Raw genomic sequence first — 15,232 nt, forward strand, 5'->3', positions numbered from 1 at the left:
CGCCCACGATCCAGTCGTGAAATCCTAGCGGTTTGTTATGGTTTCTATTTTGCGTTGGGTGCCACTGGCTTTGCTCGTGGCACTTCAAATCAGTGCGATACTCGGGAACGCTGGTAGAGTCAGTGGCACCCTCTTTCTTCGATGAGACGATGCACGAGCCCGTGCGGCGGATGTGCCTGATTTCCCTTACCCAAGGATGACCGATCATCACATGACCACCACGCCAGCCGCCTCGCTGACACCCGCGCCGCGTTTAATCTCGCTCGATGCCTATCGCGGATTCACGATGTTGGCGATGGCGTCGGGCGGATTGGGATTGGCCGAGGTGGCCACGCATCATCCCGACAGTGCCGTGTGGCAGGAAATTGCCCGTCAGATGGAGCATCTGCCCTGGGTGGGCTGTGTGGCTTGGGATTTGATTCAACCCTCGTTCATGTTCATGGTCGGCGTCTCGATGGCTTATTCGTACGCCAGCCGGCAACGCCGTGGCGATTCTTACGGCCAGATGTTTCGCCATGCGTTGTTTCGCGGAATCATCTTAACGCTGTTGGGTGTCTTCCTGCGCTCGAACCACAAACCGGAAACCTACTGGACGTTCGAAGATGTCGTTTCGCAGATCGGGCTGGGGTATGTGTTTTTGTTTCTGCTCTGGGGCCGCTCCGCCAAAGTCCAATTCACCGTGGCCATGCTGGTGCTGATTGGGTATTGGGCGCTGTTTGCCTTCTGGCCGTTGCCCGGCACCGATTTCGACTACGCATCCGCCGGTGTCGATCCCGATTGGGAGTACAACCTCTCAGGATTCGCCGCACATTGGAATAAAAACACGAATGCCGCACATGCGTTTGACGTTTGGTTTTTGAATCTCTTCCCACGCAGCACCGTGTTTCAAAATAACGGCGGCGGGTATCACACGCTCAGTTTTATTCCCTCATTAGCCACGATGATCTTTGGATTGATGGCTGGGGAACTGCTCCGCAGCCCGCGCGGCGGCGGACGCAAGTTCTTGATTCTCGTCGGCACCGGTGCTCTGGCCATGGCGGTCGGTTACGCATTGGATTTCTACGACATCTGCCCAATCGTGAAGCGGATTTGGACGCCAAGTTGGACGATCTACAGCAGCGGGATTTGCTTATTGATCCTAGCGGCGTTCTACGGCGTCATCGACCTGGGTGGCATCCAGTTTTGGGCCTGGCCGGCAGTGGTTGTCGGCATGAATTCCATCGCCATTTATATCATGACTTGGTTGTTCAAAGGTTGGATTCGCGAGACATACCAAACACACCTTGGCCAAGAGATATTCAACATCTTTGGCGAACAGTATGCATCGCTCGTCGAGCATATGGCGATCCTGTTGGCCATGTGGTTGATTTGCCTGTGGATGTACCGCCGTAAGATTTTCCTCCGTATTTAAATCGCCGGCTTAAACGCCAATAACTTTTTGCGAAATAAATTGACAGAACTGGGAATAATAATGACTCAAATCCCCATTATGGGTGACGGATTGCCGCAACCGTTGTTGGAGATGCTCGGCGCGGAATTTGAAGTGCTCCCCTGGGACGACGCTCCTGACTCCCCTGCCCTGGCCCGTGCTGAAGCGGTCATCGCTTACGGACATCCTCCAGTCGATGGTTCCCTGATGGACCGGGCACCCCAACTGAAGGTGATTAGCAATCACGGTGTGGGCGTCGACCACATCGACGTAGCCGCTGCCCTTCAACGCGGTATTCCGGTCGGTAATACGCCCGGTTGTCTCGATGCTGCAACCGCCGATATGACGATGGCGCTGATGTTGGCGACGGCCCGGAACGTGGTGGTTGGCGACAAGTATGCGCGTAGCCCGGAGTTTCTCCACTACGATCCGGCCATTCTCATTGGACAGGAAGTGACCGGCAGCAAGCTGGGGATCATCGGCATGGGCCGTATCGGCAAACAGGTTGCCAAGCGCGCCACCGGTTTCGATATGCAGATCACATACCACAACCGGCACCGCGATTCCGAGGCGGAAAGCGAATACAAAGCGGAGTATCGCAGCTTAGATGATTTGTTGGCTGAGAGTGATTTCGTGGTGCTCAACTGCCCGCTGACTCCGGAAACGACGGGACTGATCTCCGGGCCACAGTTTGAAATCATGAAATCATCGGCCATCTTGATCAACATGGCTCGCGGTCCGGTCGTCGATCCGGCCGCACTCTTTACCGCGCTCTCAACTGGGCAAATTGCCGCGGCGGGAATCGATGTCACTGATCCGGAACCATTGCCGCGTGGACATGAACTGTTGACGCTGGAGAACCTGATCATCACGCCGCACTTGGGCAGCGCCTCGAACCGCACCCGCGAGCGAATGATGCGCATGACGGTGGAGAATCTTCACGCTGGATTGCAGGGGAAACCGCTTCCCTATTCTGTTGACAAGTAGTTTCAAAACCCTCTGACGTGTCCTAACGACACTGATCTGAAAGTCCGAGAACCAGCGCAACCCGGTTTTGAAACTGGTTCGAGCGAAACTACCCCCCTGCCCTGCTGCTGTTGAATCCTGCAATGGGTGCGGTCTTAAACGGGCAATTACGTGGCCGGAGACGGTTCTTGCGGCGGATCCAAGGTTTCGCTGGAGAGCAGGTCTGGCTCCGACTTTGGTTTGGTGAGCATGTAATAGCCGGCTCCCATCACCGCCGTCACGACGCTTGTGACCCGAAATACCAGCGCTGCCGCCACACCGGTGGCTTCCGCGGTTTGCTTGGCGACGTGTCCTACAGCTGTCAAACCATAGAAGAACGAGATCGCGCCTTCCAATGGTCCCACGCCGCCGGGGACCGGAATGACCGAGGCGAACAACTCTGCAGCAGGCATGAAGTAATAGTGTGCCCACAGATTGGGGACCCACACATTCAGCGACCGGGCACAGCAATAAAAGCCCGCCACCAGTCCCGCATGTCCGATGAGGCTGATCACCACAGCTAGGGCCACGACACGCCGTTTGGTTTGATAGAGGGCGATCCCGTTGAGCAGATCTGCCAACGTTTTTCCAACGTATTTCAGTCCGACCAGTTTTTGCAGAATCGGCCAGCGGGTTGAACCGGGCGTGAGCATGATCATCAGGCCCGCAACACCTGCAATTGAACCACCCCACAGACTCCAGCCCACCACCGACATCATGGGCACCGACGCTAAAAAGCCTTGTTCTTGGGACTTATCGGCCGCGGCAGCCGTCGCTGCCGCTTCGTTCAAGGCGGCGGTGTCGAAGTCGACGAAAAGCGTTGCCAAGGCGCCGACCATAAACAGCGCGAGCAAGCCTAAAATGCGATCCAAAACGACCGTAGCGGCAGCAACGGCGCGGCGTGACTGTTGATTGCGAGCGACCATGGCCGCTTTGAGTAAATCCCCACCGACAATGCCCGGTCCGCCGTAGTTGCAAAGCAGTCCAAATCCGCCCAACCGAAAAGCGTCTTTGAGCGTGAAGTCAAACTCCTGCGCCCAGACCAACAGGTACCAACGGACGAACGTTAAAGCAGCGCAGCCGGCGACCAGTGTGAATCCCAAAGCAAAAAAGCCCCAGTCCTTTTGGCCGTGACGTAGCTTTTCGAAATTATCCCAATGTTGAAACAGCAAATAGGCCAGCATGCCAATGGCAAATGGCCATTTGAGTTTACCGGCGATCGCAAAAAGCTTATCCAACGGTCGAGTCTCCTCAGCATCGTGGAATGTCGTCAACAATCCCCAACAAGCGCACATTCGATGCTGCGGTTGGATCTGCTCAATCGTTTCTTGCACGATCGCTCGCTTAAGTCAAGATGGCTTAAGGCGTAACAAGCAATGGAAACGAGTGTTGGTCGATGGAGAGACGGCCTAATTGCTGGTAGAAATCCACCAGGCCCAAAGCGTGACGCACATCATCGCCAACAACGAATAGAAGAAGAAGATCGTCAACATCTTCCCGATATTCGCTGTGACTTCAGTGTCGTCGGAGGAAAAATGAGCGAGTTCTTGGCGGTCGAATTCGCTGCCGGGGAATGTCGAGGCCTCCTCGGTTTCCGTCGAAACGCTCTGCTCTACAGTGGTCGCCTCATCTGACATGACGAAAAAACTCCTGACTTCTGAACTTTCAAAATCCACTGAGAGATGGCCGCGGTAGCGTCACCATTACGTAATACCGAATCCTCGAAGGACGCAGTTTAATTCTTTTGCCCCTATGACTCAATCGATTTTAGGCAGGATTGATCGTCATCGGACAAGAACTACAGCAATTATAGGGCAGTTTTTTAGAATGCGATGCCAGATTTTGCTCTAGGACGAGGAGTTCAGCAACTCCAACAGCCGATTGTCTCCGGGATAGGGATGCCCACTGTGCTGGCGAAACCCTTCGCCGTATGCGACTCCTGCTTGCTGACCGCGAGCAGCGCTCCAGCGACGGCTACTTTCCAAATATTCGTCGATTCCATGCTGACGGAGCAGCCAATTTCGTTGACTTGCATGACAAGCCAGCATCTCTTGCTTCAATTCGATCGTGCGGCTGATGTCGACGATGAAATCCGGCGGAATGTTGTTGCCGAACCAGTCAATTCCCTCCACCGAATCAGTGTAATACAGGTGGGGAATCGCGTCGATCGGAGGGGCGGGATCCCACTGTTCAGTCGAATAATTCGGGGCCGGGGCCATGAAACAGGCGTCCCGCACCAAGCGGCTGGTCATTTCGTGGTCGCTCATATAATCGACCGGCGGCGCCGTCAGTACAATATCGGGCCGCGCGCGACGGACGGCTTCGGTGGTTTTCCGCCGCCCTTCATGGTCGATGATGATGCAAAAGTCACGGAATTCCAGGCACATATAATCTGCGCCCAACAAATCCGCTGCGGCCTGGGCCTCGCCGCGACGGACGCGGGCGATTTCCTCCGGTCCCATCTCAGCGCTCCCACAATCCCCGGCCGTCATGGTGGCAATCGTGATATGGCAGCCCTGCTCTTTGAGCAACGCCAAGGTTCCCGCGCATTGAATTTCGACATCATCGGGGTGGGCATGAATGGCCAAAATACGAGGCGGTCGGTGTTCGTCTGACATCAGTAAACGGATTCCAGGTTGATTGAAGTAAAACGGGTCGACGCGGCCATTGTAGCGTATCGTTTCCGATTCGTCCGGTACGGGCGTAACGTTTGTGTCATTTGTACGGACTAGGTAAAGCTACGTTTATTTCAGGTTGTTTCATGAATTTTGAATAAAGTCTCAAGAAAATCCTTGCCGGTTTTGAGCAAAACACCGCTGTTTTTGGTAAAATCGACTTTCAAGTCAATTCGGAACCCCGGTTTCATCAATTGTGCGCTGCCAACACGATTTGTTATTACTGAGCGGAACGATCTGTCGCGACATCGTTTTCGGACTCGGTTTTCGTATGTCATTCACATACGCGTTGTCAGTTCGCGGCAAAACTGCCCCCCACCACCGTTTATATTGAAGAAGTCTTGATCACATGGACACCAACGTTGTCAAACGTCCGCGCTCAAATCAATCCGCCCAGTATCTACGTCAAACAAAGATTCCCACGTTGATGTTTGAGACGTCGGTTGAAGCCGACAAGCATGTCTCGCTCGTCATCGAGAGTCTCATCCGTGAAAACAATTCCGCGGGAACCCCCACAGTGCTGGGATTGCCGACCGGTTCGACGCCCATCGGTGTTTACCGAGAATTGATCCGGCTGCATAACGAAGAAGACCTCGATTTTTCGCGTGTGATCACGTTCAATCTCGACGAATACTACCCCATGGATCCAACGTCGATTCACAGTTATCGGCGGTGGATGAATGAAACCTTCTTCGACCACGTCAACATTCCCGAAGAGAACATCCATATCCCCAAAGGGGACATTCCTCGCGAAGAAGTGGAAGCGTTCTGCGACGATTACGAACGCCAAATCGAACGCGCCGGCGGCATCGACATTCAATTGTTGGGCATTGGCCGGACCGGGCACATCGGTTTTAATGAGCCGGGCAGTTCGCGGGAGAGTCTGACCCGTAAGGTCACACTCGATCCTGTCACGCGGGGCGATGCGGCTGATTCGTTTTTCGGACTCGAAAACGTCCCCATGGAAGCGATCACGATGGGGGTCGGCTCGATTTTGTCCGCTGGAAAAATCTTCATCATGGCCCTCGGCGAACACAAAGCGCCGGTCGTGAAGCGGGCCGTCGAAGGAGAAATCACCGAAGAAGTCTCCGCCAGTTTCTTGCAAAAACATCCTCAAGCTGTCTTCGTGGTGGATGTTGCCGCCGCGAGCAAACTGACCGCGGTCGAAACCCCGTGGATTGTCGGTCCGGTCGAATGGACACCGGAACTGACAAAACGCGCTGTCATCGGCTTGTCGGAAAAGATCGGCAAGCCGTTGCTGAAATTGAACCGCGATGATTTTATGGGAAACCACCTGCACGATTTGCTCCGCCACAACGGTGAAGCGGAAGCGATCTGCATGAAGATCTTTGATGAGTTCATGCAAGGGATCTGCACGCATCCGGCCGACAAGGAAAAACAAACCGTCATCGTCTTCAGCCCTCACCCGGACGACGACGTGATTTCCATGGGTGGCACGCTGATCACCATGGTCGACCAGGGACACGATGTCTACATCGCCTATATGACCAGCGGCAATATCGCCGTTTTTGATCACGATGCCTTGCGACACATTGACTATGTCGATGAATATGAGGCAACTTTCGGACTCGCCACCGAAGAGACACGCGCCTTCCATCAACGTTGCCGCGACAGCCTGGCGACCAAGCAGTCCGGCGATCCTGATACCGAAGAACTCTTGAACATCAAAGGCTTGATTCGCAAAACCGAAGCGACAACCGCTGCGATTGCGGCGGGTGTTCCGCGTGAAAAATTGCGGTTCCTGGATTTGCCGTTTTATCAAACCGGTAAGGTCACAAAACGGCCTATCGGCGAAGACGACGTGCACATTGTTGCCGATCTGTTGTCCGATTTGAATCCGGGACAAATCTACGTGGCGGGCGACCTGTCTGATCCGCACGGCACACACCGCATGTGCGCCAAAGCCATTCTTGCCGCTCTGGAAGAAGTCGGCGAAGCGGTCAAGCCGGAAGTCTGGTTGTACCGCGGTGCTTGGCAGGAATATGATCCGCACGAAATCGACCGCGTTGTGCCGCTCAGCTTCGAGTTGATGCATCGCAAGAAATTGGCAATCTTCCGGCACGAGTCACAAAAAGATGCCGCTCGTTTCCCCGGTTCGGACAAACGAGAATTTTGGTTGCGTGCCGAGGAACGGACGAAAAAGACCGCCGATGTTTACAACAACCTCGGGCTGCCTGAGTTCTACGGGCTGGAAGGTTTTGCCCGCTGGCGTGGGCAGCTTTAGTCTTAGACCATAGGCTGTAGACTTTAAGCCGTAGGAGTGGTTTGTGGAGCGTCTCTCTTTCGCTGGGCGATCGTTGCTTGCCGCTGCAGTTTTGCTCTGCGCCATTTCTTCGGCGGTCAGTGCCCAGGATGCGACTCCTGCAGATTCGCTGATTGGCTATACGCAATTGCGTGTGAATCTTCCCGGCGGCCGACACGCGAATGCTTCGACAATGCGAGCGCATGTCGTACGCGGCGACGGCAGCGCTCCGCGCGAGGTGGCTGCCGAATTAATTCCCAATGCCGACACCTGGACGCAGTTCGCCGGGTGGTCTCCCGACGGAGAGACAGCCATCATTGGCTGCGGCTGGCAAGATCCCGAAAATGCCGTCTGGGAAGAAGAACACAAGACCTTCCGCATGGCGAACGGTGGCTGGACGTACGACATGCATACGCTCGATCTGCCGACCGGCAAGATCGTCAACGTCACAGCCGTTGAGCGCGTCAGTCCCTACAATTCAGGCTTGTTCTACTGGCCCAACAATTCCGCTCAATTCGGCTTTCAAGCTTTGATCGACGGCGTTTCGCATCCCTACCGCATGGACCGGGATGGCCGCAATAAAGTCGATCTAAGCAGCGGAGCGGACGGCTTCACGTATGGGTTCAATGCCTCCTCCGATGGAAAGCGGATTGCCTATCACAAGAACTACCAGATCTATCTGGCCGATGCTGATGGCTCGAACGCGGTTCACGTCGAAACCGGGAATCCATTCAACTTCGCCCCCACCTGGTCCCCGGACGGTCAGTCGCTCGTGTTTGTCTCAGGCGAGCATTATGACTGTCATCCGCACATTGTGCGGCGGGATGGAAGTGGGCTGAAAAAAATCGGCGATCGCAACGGGTATCGCGGTGTAGTGACGATCTTCGATGTGTTCGATTTCCACGGCGGCAGCAGCGACTTGCCGGTCTGGAGCCCCGACAGCCAGTCGGTCATTTTTGCCAGACAAACCGGTAAAGCGGAAACACAATTATTCCGCACAACGCTGGATGGAAAAACCAAACAGCTCACGCATTCCAAGCCGGGTACGCTGAATTACCACCCTGTGGTCCACCCCAGTGGTGAACGGATTGTGTTTGGCTCAACGCGTAGCGGGACGCGGCAACTGTATGTCCTGGACTTGGAGAGCGGAAAAGTGCATGCGGTCACCGATGTCCCCGTCGGGCACGGGGCGATGTGGCCGCATTGGCAACCGCGCCCGTCGGTCACTCGCTAGCTTCGCGTGCTTTACGGCGTCGCCGGGCATCGATGAACGACTTGACGCACAGGGCGACAAAAATTGCGCTAATCACCGCCAAAGCCGATTGCTCCAGAGGCGCGGCATCCGTGTTCCCTTTAAGAACTTTAGGGATTCCCATTGCTCCTCCGCCAGCCAAGCCAATAAGGCCCAATAGCACTGCAACATGCATGGCGTGCATTTTCAAACTCTCCTTCATCTCAGCTAATATGCCACATAGTATTACTGGGATGCCAAGAAAAGTAGGAATCAGTGCAGTCACGCTTTTCGAGCCTGTTCCGATAAACCAGCCGATTCCCATTACGACAAGAATCAGCCCATATCCAATTGTGAGTTTGCCCACGGTGTTTTTCTCCTGGTAGTTATTCGTTTTTTCAGAAACGGCGCTTCACAAGCACCGCAATTGTTTTAGATATCCTCCTCTCCGGAGGCAAGGCGCACTTGCAAACTTAATTATGGCCAATCACGACCATCCGACGACTATTCGCCGTTTTGGCGATAAGTGTGCAGTGCTTCGTTCGCCCGTCGGCAAATAATCCGCGAATCGGACAATCCGCAGCTGCTATTGGGCAACGAAAATCGCAGTCTACCGAGCCGTCGCTACGAACCTTGCGAGCAGCGGGATGATCAACACAAATGTGAAACGTGCGGATCGTGGCTTCGGTGGGGATGATCATTTCCTCGTGATCGAGCAGATGCTGAAAAAACTCCAATTGCTGTTGTTTCGTTTCGTCCTCGTCGTCATCGGCAGGCCAAGGCTCGTCGGCTAGTGGCAAAGTCCGCCACTCCGCGACGCTCCCGTCCTCCGCCGCGGCGAAAACGAACGCTCGCGCATCCTGCCGGCGGTCCAACAACACGCAGACGGAATTTCGCGAATCATCGCGTAGTCCGCCCCACCACGATTGGACTTCGGCACGTTCATCGTCATTGCATTTTTCTAAAAACTCAGCCGGCAGATCAGGAGTGTGCATTGCCGATCCTCCGAAGGTAAATAGGTATCCACTTTCCCCTGGTTCCTATTTGGGAAAGTTAATTTCTCGAAGCTTCACTTCCAGTCCAGCGCTTGATTACCGCTGCGAGTTGCATACGTTATCATATCAGTGAAGCAGAGCTTCGCGAAGATGCGTTCCCACGCGGAGACTGGGAACGAGAAGAAATAGTCCGCCCCTCTTTGATTCGCCGTGGGAGAAAATCACAGAATGTTCGACCGACTCATCTGCCGATGCCTTTTCAGTGCTGCCCCCCTGCTCTGTTTAATTGGGACGCTGCATGCTGCCGAGGACGCCTCACCGGTCCGTAAACGCTCCGATCCGCCCGCCATTCACTCCTCCTGGGATGATCTCTTAGACGGAATTAAAACCCCGGAGCAATGGTTGGCGCACAAGAAGATATTGCGGCAACGTTATCTGGAACTACTCCGCGACGATCAAAAACCGGACAAACCGACGCTTGACTTGCAGGTCCATGAAACGGTGGAGGTGGATGGCAAGTACATCCGCAAATTGATCAGCTACAACGTCGAAGCGGACGAACGCGCACACGCCTATTTGGCAATCCCGCTCGGACTCAGCGAACCGTCAGCGGCGATAGTCGCCTTGCATGGCACATTTGCACAGGGGATGAAACGAGCGGCCGGGCTGGTCGACGATCCCGACAAGGCATACCTCGATCACCTCGCACGCCGCGGATACGTGGTCATCGCGCCGGAACATTTTGTCTCCGGTAAGAGGATTCCTGAGAAAGGGTCCTACGAGACCGAGGCATTTCACAAAAAACATCCTGAGTGGACAGCTGTCGGGAAATTCACCTACGAGCACTCGATCGCTGTTGACGTGTTGCAGTCGCTGCCCGAAGTCGACGACGATCGCATCGGAGCATTGGGGCATTCGCTGGGGGGGCATGGCACGTTTTTTCTAGCCGCCTACGACGAGCGCATCAAGGTCGCTGCTTGCAATTGCGGCGCAAGTTTTTTCCGCCACAATCCAGCCGTTGAAAAATGGTCCCGCAATAATTGGTACGTCTACTTTAAGCACCTGCGGCCCGAGTTGCTGAATGGGAACTTGCCGCCGATCGATTTTCACGAAATCATCGCCCTGATCGCCCCCCGCGCCTTTTTGGATGTCTCGGGGCTCAATGATGGCAGCCCGCCAGTTCAGCGGCAGCGTGTGTTGATGAACCTGAAGATCATGGAGGTGTTTGAGTTGGAAGGTGTTCCGCAGAATTTTGGGTTTTACGTACATGGCCAAAAGCATTCCGTGGAGCATGCCTCCCGTGCATTGATTTATGCCTGGATGGACAGCCATCTGCGCCCCGAAATCACAACCACACACCTCGTCCAAGAATGACCGGAACAGGGGCCGTTCAACTCTTGCGGTACATGAATTTCCGGCAATTTACCGGCTAGATTCTTGGACAATCCCACTGCGACTGCACCCCTTAGGCAATCGTTGAACTCCCTGCTCAGGTTGTTATAATGCGGACGCGTGTTGCGAACGCTTTTGCAGGTCCAACGTGTTGACACGGTAGACGAGCAGGTTGGGTCAAAAACCTGCAAAACAAGCGGGTTCAGCAGTTTTGACTCCTGCGGCCGTCCGCCACCGGCTGGATGATGCGAGTTCAATGGTCCAGTGTGGGATTGGCTGAGTGGCCCCCTGCGAAAAAGATTCCGGCGGTGTTGATGCGCTCCAGGCGACATCTTCGGAATACGTTGCAACCGAATCGTTGTCGGCAGCCGCGCAGAGTATCAAATGAATGGGTGTTTTATGGAAGTTCTGAAAGGGAAATCAGTGTCGACTAAAGGTCTTAAGGGCATCATTGCAGCCGACAGCTCCATTTGTAAGGTCAACGGCCTGGAAGGCCGATTGATGTATCGCGGTTATAACATCCACGAACTGGCTGAGCACAGCAGCTTTGAAGAGGTTTCCTACCTGCTGCTCAAAGGGGAACTCCCCAATACCGAACAACTGACCACCTTTTCCAAGATGTTGGCCGACAGCCGCGAAATCCCGGCCTCCACACTGGAACTGATCAAATCATTCCCCAATGACATTCCGCCGATGACGGCATTGCGCACTGCCATCTCAGCCCTGGGAATGGCCGATCACGATGCTGAAAATAACGATCCGGAAGCGAACTTTGAAAAATCAATTGGCCTGATCGCCCGCCTCTCTTCGGTCATCGCCGCCATTCACCGCGTTCGCCACGGCCAAGAACCGTTGGCGCCCAAACCGGAACTCAGTCATGCCGGGAACTACATGTGGCAACTCAACGGACGAGACCCCTCGGCCGACGAGACGAAAGCCATGGATATGATTTTGATTTTGCATGCCGAACACGGGCTCAACGCCAGTACGTTTGCCGCACGCGTGATCATTGCGACACTCACCGACATCTATTCCGCCGTCACCGGCGCCATTGGCGCATTGAAAGGTCCACTCCACGGCGGTGCCAATGTCGAGGTGCTCAAAGCCCTGCATAAAATTGACGACGTTGCCAATGTTGCCAAATTCGTGGAAGATGTCCGTGAGTCCAAAGGCAAATTCATGGGCTTCGGGCACGCCGTCTATCAGGTCGAAGACCCCCGCGCGGCGCATCTCAAGGAACTCTCCCGCCGCTTGGGCATCGAAAAGGGAGAGACGAAATGGTACGACATTTCGATCGAGCTCGAGAGCCAAGTCAAAGAAGCCATCAATAAAAATTGCAACGTCGATTTCTATTCGGCGAGCTTGCAACACTACATGGGAATCCCTGGTGATATCTTCACCTGTATCTTCGCCGCAAGCCGCATTTCTGGATGGTGCGCACACATTCTGGAACAATTGTCCAACAACAAAATCATCCGTCCTTCGGCCAATTACATCGGAAGCGAAGAACGCTCCTACGTGCCGATGAGCGAACGCTAACGGATGCACTCGTAGCTTAAACTGTGCATGACATTTTCATGGCAGGGTCAACTGCGCTTCGTCATGCACAGCATGACCTACGGGGAACAAATCGCCGCCGCGTCGCTCAATAACAGCAAAACCAGCCTCGCATTTTTAGATAGCAGCGCTTCGTGCAGCGTTTGGTGTCGAGCCAAGTTTGACTGCACCAGCTGTCCCCTTTCTCCGGGGTGACCTCACAGACTGTCACCGTCAGCTCCGGGACGTAGGTCTGCTTCTTGTGCGCGCCGGTATGCAGGCTAGCAGGAGAAACGCGGGGGGGATTCTTGGCCGTCATTACATTGGCCGCCATCAGGGCATCCATTACGTATTCCGCACAATGCAGACCCTCAGCCCGGTTGCCGGTGAGGTGATGTTTCACACTGTAGGGCCGTCCGAGTTGTTCTTCCAACTCCGCGCGAAATCGGCGGCATTGCAGTTTTGTGAATTGGCAACGCGGGCGAACGATATGGATCTCGCCGGGTGACTGCGATTTCAAATACGTGGCCAAATCTTGTCGTCGCACGCCTGCTCCGTTGTCACTGTCATAGACCGTCATCTTGCCTTGATCCGAGACAACGGCGGCGACGTGCGTGAAGCGACTTTGCGTATAGACCCGTACCGCCAAGCAATCGCCGGCACTAAAGATCAACGTACCGGTCGGCAACGCATCGATCCGTTCTGCGGCTTGCGTGGCGGTCAATTCTATAGCGGGCATCTCGGTCGGCTGCGCCGTCAGCAGCGCGGCGGCAAGGATCCAAGACATGCGTTTATCTCCCTAAAATTCTCGATCAAAGTAGGACCTGAGGAGACGGATTCTCCCACACGTAATTCGGTCCAACTTCCGGAATCTTAGCAGATATTTTCGTTTTTCGCGAAAATTCGCTATTTCTGCCGCCGTCGATTCACTGCGCCGGCAATGATGTAGTGCCCCGATTCGGCCGTTCCCACGTCGTCAAACAGCTCCGCCATGCGTTGTTTATACCAGGCGATACTTTTGCTCACGATCATGATTTCACCACCCGGCTTGAGCATCCGCACCGCGGTTTGTAGGAATAGCTCGGCGATCTGGTAGTTCGAAAAGTAAGGCGGGTTCCCTAAGAACAAGTCGTAACTCCCCTCCCCTTCGCAACTGCCGTCGGCGGTATGAACTGCGTTGAAGTTGGCCAGTTCGTTTGCGGCCGCTCCCTGCTCCGCACACCACACCGCGCGTGCATTGGAATCGACGCCGGTTACGGAAATCTTGGCGTTACGTGCCGCCAGCGCCAGTCCGACAGCACCGGCGCCGCAACCCATATCGAGAATCCGGTCGTTGTCGCGAACCTCCACAACTTTCAGCAGTGCTCGCGCACCGTCGTCTAAACGACGGTGGCAAAACACCCCCGGACGGCTGACAATCGTGATCAGGCGGTCATGATCGGGAAACGTGAAGCGGGCCTCGAAGGATTTGAGTTTTTTCAGCGGCGCGGTCTTACGAGCGATATACACCACGCCTCGTTTTTTTGTCGCAATCCGCGTGACTTTATGAAACATCGACTGCATCAGCTCGTGCAGCCAACTGTCTTTGGGGTCGTTGGTCGAGACCGCCAATCGTCCCCCTTCGACCAACGCTTGATGCGTGGATTGCAAACGATCCCGCGTCAATTCCGGTTCCACACCCGAATGCGTGGGAATCACTGCCAGATCGATCGCAGCCTCGGGAAATTCGGCCGAACATCCGGTCTCGAAGTTGAGCGAAGCCCCAGCAAATTCACGTGTCAACTCGGCGAGGTAGGCGTCCAAAAAATGACATGTGACCTGGGCCGCGGGACATGCCGCCGCAAGCGCCGCCGCTGCTTGTCCCCGGCTAAGCGTTGTGCACAGCACGCGTATCTCAGCCGTCTGGTCTTCGAGAAGCGGGCAAACCGCATCAATCAGCAGTTGTTCCTGCACCGGTGTGGGGAGAGTTTTGACATTTGTCGTCGACTTTTTACTGCGGCGGGGCATAGGCTGACATCAACTTCTCGTAGATCAGGCAGCTGCCTGACGGATATCGATCTTGAACCTGAACAATGGGAAAGAAGAGCGGCCACGACGATAACAACCCCTCTTGCGAGTTTCCATGACCCGACCGGGAAAATGCCGCGGATTCCGGGCAGCAAAGCGATCTCTTCGTAGACCCACTCATCGATCGGCTGCCAGATACTCCTGCAACCAGATACAACCGCCCAGCAGACCGAGTATCGCCAAGCTCAGATAGACGATTCGCCCAGAGACCAACCCCGCAAATTCGTTGCCTGCGGCGAACGGCCAAAACGGCTCGACTTCTGCATGCACCAGGCTGTCAAGAAAAATGTGAGTTAGACCGCCAATCAAACCGGCTGCGATGGATTGAAACAGCAGCATGGGCTTTGAGGATTTCGCCTTCGGCGGAATGGACCACCGTCTCGGCCAAACGCGTGCGGCAAGCATCGCAACGGCAAATGTGCCGGCACCCGCCAGCAAGCCTGCGACCATTCCTCCCAGGTACGAGTGAGCATAGCGGTGAAACGGTCGCGAACGAGTCCACAAATAATACAGCACCTCGACATCGATCAACACGTTCGCAGCGACAAACGAGGTTAACCAAAACATGCGGCCGGTCAGGGATTTGATCAGCAATCCCGGCCCAAAGTGAAACGGCGTAAACGGCATGCGGCGGTCCTT

General features: G+C 55.0%; 14 protein-coding genes. 6 read left to right on the forward strand and 8 right to left on the reverse strand.

The annotated features are described in order from the left end of the window. The first annotated feature begins 211 nt into the window (after positions 1 to 211). Positions 212 to 1,411: an acyltransferase family protein gene (locus Mal52_RS11665; RefSeq protein WP_145376249.1), complete on the forward strand. Its 1,200-nt coding sequence runs from the start codon at positions 212 to 214 to the stop codon at positions 1,409 to 1,411. A 60-nt stretch (positions 1,412 to 1,471) separates the two neighbouring features. After that, complete coding sequence (locus Mal52_RS11670; protein ID WP_145376250.1) at positions 1,472 to 2,416, forward strand: 2-hydroxyacid dehydrogenase; 945 nt, start codon at positions 1,472 to 1,474, stop codon at positions 2,414 to 2,416. Between the two features lie 146 nt (positions 2,417 to 2,562). Here Mal52_RS11670 and Mal52_RS11675 read toward each other — a convergent pair whose 3' ends face one another. From Mal52_RS11675 to Mal52_RS11685, 3 genes are all read right to left on the reverse strand, one after another. Beyond that, a complete protein-coding gene (locus Mal52_RS11675; protein WP_145376251.1) occupies positions 2,563 to 3,768 on the reverse strand; it encodes a lysylphosphatidylglycerol synthase transmembrane domain-containing protein in 1,206 nt (401 codons plus the stop codon). A gap of 75 nt (positions 3,769 to 3,843) precedes the next feature. Continuing rightward, positions 3,844 to 4,071 carry a hypothetical protein gene (locus Mal52_RS11680; protein ID WP_145376252.1) on the reverse strand — a complete coding sequence of 76 codons (228 nt, stop codon included), beginning with the start codon at positions 4,069 to 4,071 and terminating at the stop codon, positions 3,844 to 3,846. 210 nt (positions 4,072 to 4,281) lie between these two features. Continuing rightward, positions 4,282 to 5,052 carry a PIG-L deacetylase family protein gene (locus Mal52_RS11685; RefSeq protein WP_145376253.1) on the reverse strand — a complete coding sequence of 257 codons (771 nt, stop codon included), beginning with the start codon at positions 5,050 to 5,052 and terminating at the stop codon, positions 4,282 to 4,284. A 406-nt stretch (positions 5,053 to 5,458) separates the two neighbouring features. Here Mal52_RS11685 and nagB point away from each other — a divergent pair, with 406 nt between their 5' ends. Beyond that, positions 5,459 to 7,354, forward strand: coding sequence for a glucosamine-6-phosphate deaminase (gene nagB / locus Mal52_RS11690; RefSeq protein WP_145376254.1), 1,896 nt, complete (start codon positions 5,459 to 5,461; stop codon positions 7,352 to 7,354). Positions 7,355 to 7,397: 43 nt separating this feature from the next. Continuing rightward, entirely contained in the window at positions 7,398 to 8,606 is a 1,209-nt protein-coding gene (locus Mal52_RS11695) for a TolB-like translocation protein (protein ID WP_145376255.1), read from the forward strand. Here the strand turns inward: Mal52_RS11695 and Mal52_RS11700 are convergent. Continuing rightward, on the reverse strand, positions 8,596 to 8,970 hold the full coding sequence (locus tag Mal52_RS11700) for a hypothetical protein (RefSeq protein WP_145376256.1): 375 nt from the start codon (positions 8,968 to 8,970) through the stop codon (positions 8,596 to 8,598). The genes Mal52_RS11695 and Mal52_RS11700 overlap by 11 nt on opposite strands. 106 nt (positions 8,971 to 9,076) lie before the next feature. Continuing rightward, a complete protein-coding gene (locus Mal52_RS11705) occupies positions 9,077 to 9,598 on the reverse strand; it encodes a hypothetical protein (protein ID WP_145376257.1) in 522 nt (173 codons plus the stop codon). Between the two features lie 228 nt (positions 9,599 to 9,826). Between Mal52_RS11705 and Mal52_RS11710 the strand changes: the two genes are divergently transcribed. Then, on the forward strand, positions 9,827 to 10,972 hold the full coding sequence (locus tag Mal52_RS11710) for a dienelactone hydrolase family protein (protein ID WP_145376258.1): 1,146 nt from the start codon (positions 9,827 to 9,829) through the stop codon (positions 10,970 to 10,972). Positions 10,973 to 11,413: 441 nt separating this feature from the next. After that, positions 11,414 to 12,529 (forward strand): citrate/2-methylcitrate synthase, encoded by a 1,116-nt coding sequence (locus tag Mal52_RS11715; RefSeq protein WP_231962624.1) that lies wholly within the window; start codon positions 11,414 to 11,416, stop codon positions 12,527 to 12,529. 106 nt (positions 12,530 to 12,635) lie between these two features. Here the strand turns inward: Mal52_RS11715 and Mal52_RS11720 are convergent, their stop codons facing one another. The 3 genes from Mal52_RS11720 to Mal52_RS11730 form a co-directional block, all read right to left on the reverse strand. Beyond that, the gene (locus tag Mal52_RS11720; protein WP_145376260.1) at positions 12,636 to 13,313 is read right to left on the reverse strand and encodes a C40 family peptidase; all 678 of its coding nucleotides are present in this window, start codon (positions 13,311 to 13,313) and stop codon (positions 12,636 to 12,638) included. Between the two features lie 119 nt (positions 13,314 to 13,432). Then, positions 13,433 to 14,533, reverse strand: coding sequence for a methyltransferase (locus Mal52_RS11725; protein ID WP_145376261.1), 1,101 nt, complete (start codon positions 14,531 to 14,533; stop codon positions 13,433 to 13,435). 177 nt (positions 14,534 to 14,710) lie between these two features. Beyond that, the gene (locus tag Mal52_RS11730; protein ID WP_145376262.1) at positions 14,711 to 15,220 is read right to left on the reverse strand and encodes a DUF4184 family protein; all 510 of its coding nucleotides are present in this window, start codon (positions 15,218 to 15,220) and stop codon (positions 14,711 to 14,713) included. Positions 15,221 to 15,232 lie beyond the last annotated feature (12 nt).

It is taken from the genome of Symmachiella dynata (genome assembly GCF_007747995.1).
Taxonomy (GTDB): domain Bacteria; phylum Planctomycetota; class Planctomycetia; order Planctomycetales; family Planctomycetaceae; genus Symmachiella; species Symmachiella dynata.

What these genes read in the sequence shown, in the direction of transcription:
- Mal52_RS11665 (WP_145376249.1), top strand. Translation starts at nt 212, where the DNA reads ATGACCACCACGCCAGCCGCCTCGCTGACACCCGCGCCGCGTTTAATC.
- Mal52_RS11670 (WP_145376250.1), top strand. Translation starts at nt 1,472, where the DNA reads ATGACTCAAATCCCCATTATGGGTGACGGATTGCCGCAACCGTTGTTG.
- Mal52_RS11680 (WP_145376252.1), bottom strand. Translation starts at nt 4,071, where the DNA reads ATGTCAGATGAGGCGACCACTGTAGAGCAGAGCGTTTCGACGGAAACC.
- Mal52_RS11685 (WP_145376253.1), bottom strand. Translation starts at nt 5,052, where the DNA reads ATGTCAGACGAACACCGACCGCCTCGTATTTTGGCCATTCATGCCCAC.
- nagB (WP_145376254.1), top strand. Translation starts at nt 5,459, where the DNA reads ATGGACACCAACGTTGTCAAACGTCCGCGCTCAAATCAATCCGCCCAG.
- Mal52_RS11705 (WP_145376257.1), bottom strand. Translation starts at nt 9,598, where the DNA reads ATGCACACTCCTGATCTGCCGGCTGAGTTTTTAGAAAAATGCAATGAC.
- Mal52_RS11710 (WP_145376258.1), top strand. Translation starts at nt 9,827, where the DNA reads ATGTTCGACCGACTCATCTGCCGATGCCTTTTCAGTGCTGCCCCCCTG.
- Mal52_RS11720 (WP_145376260.1), bottom strand. Translation starts at nt 13,313, where the DNA reads ATGTCTTGGATCCTTGCCGCCGCGCTGCTGACGGCGCAGCCGACCGAG.
- Mal52_RS11725 (WP_145376261.1), bottom strand. Translation starts at nt 14,533, where the DNA reads ATGCCCCGCCGCAGTAAAAAGTCGACGACAAATGTCAAAACTCTCCCC.
- Mal52_RS11730 (WP_145376262.1), bottom strand. Translation starts at nt 15,220, where the DNA reads ATGCCGTTTACGCCGTTTCACTTTGGGCCGGGATTGCTGATCAAATCC.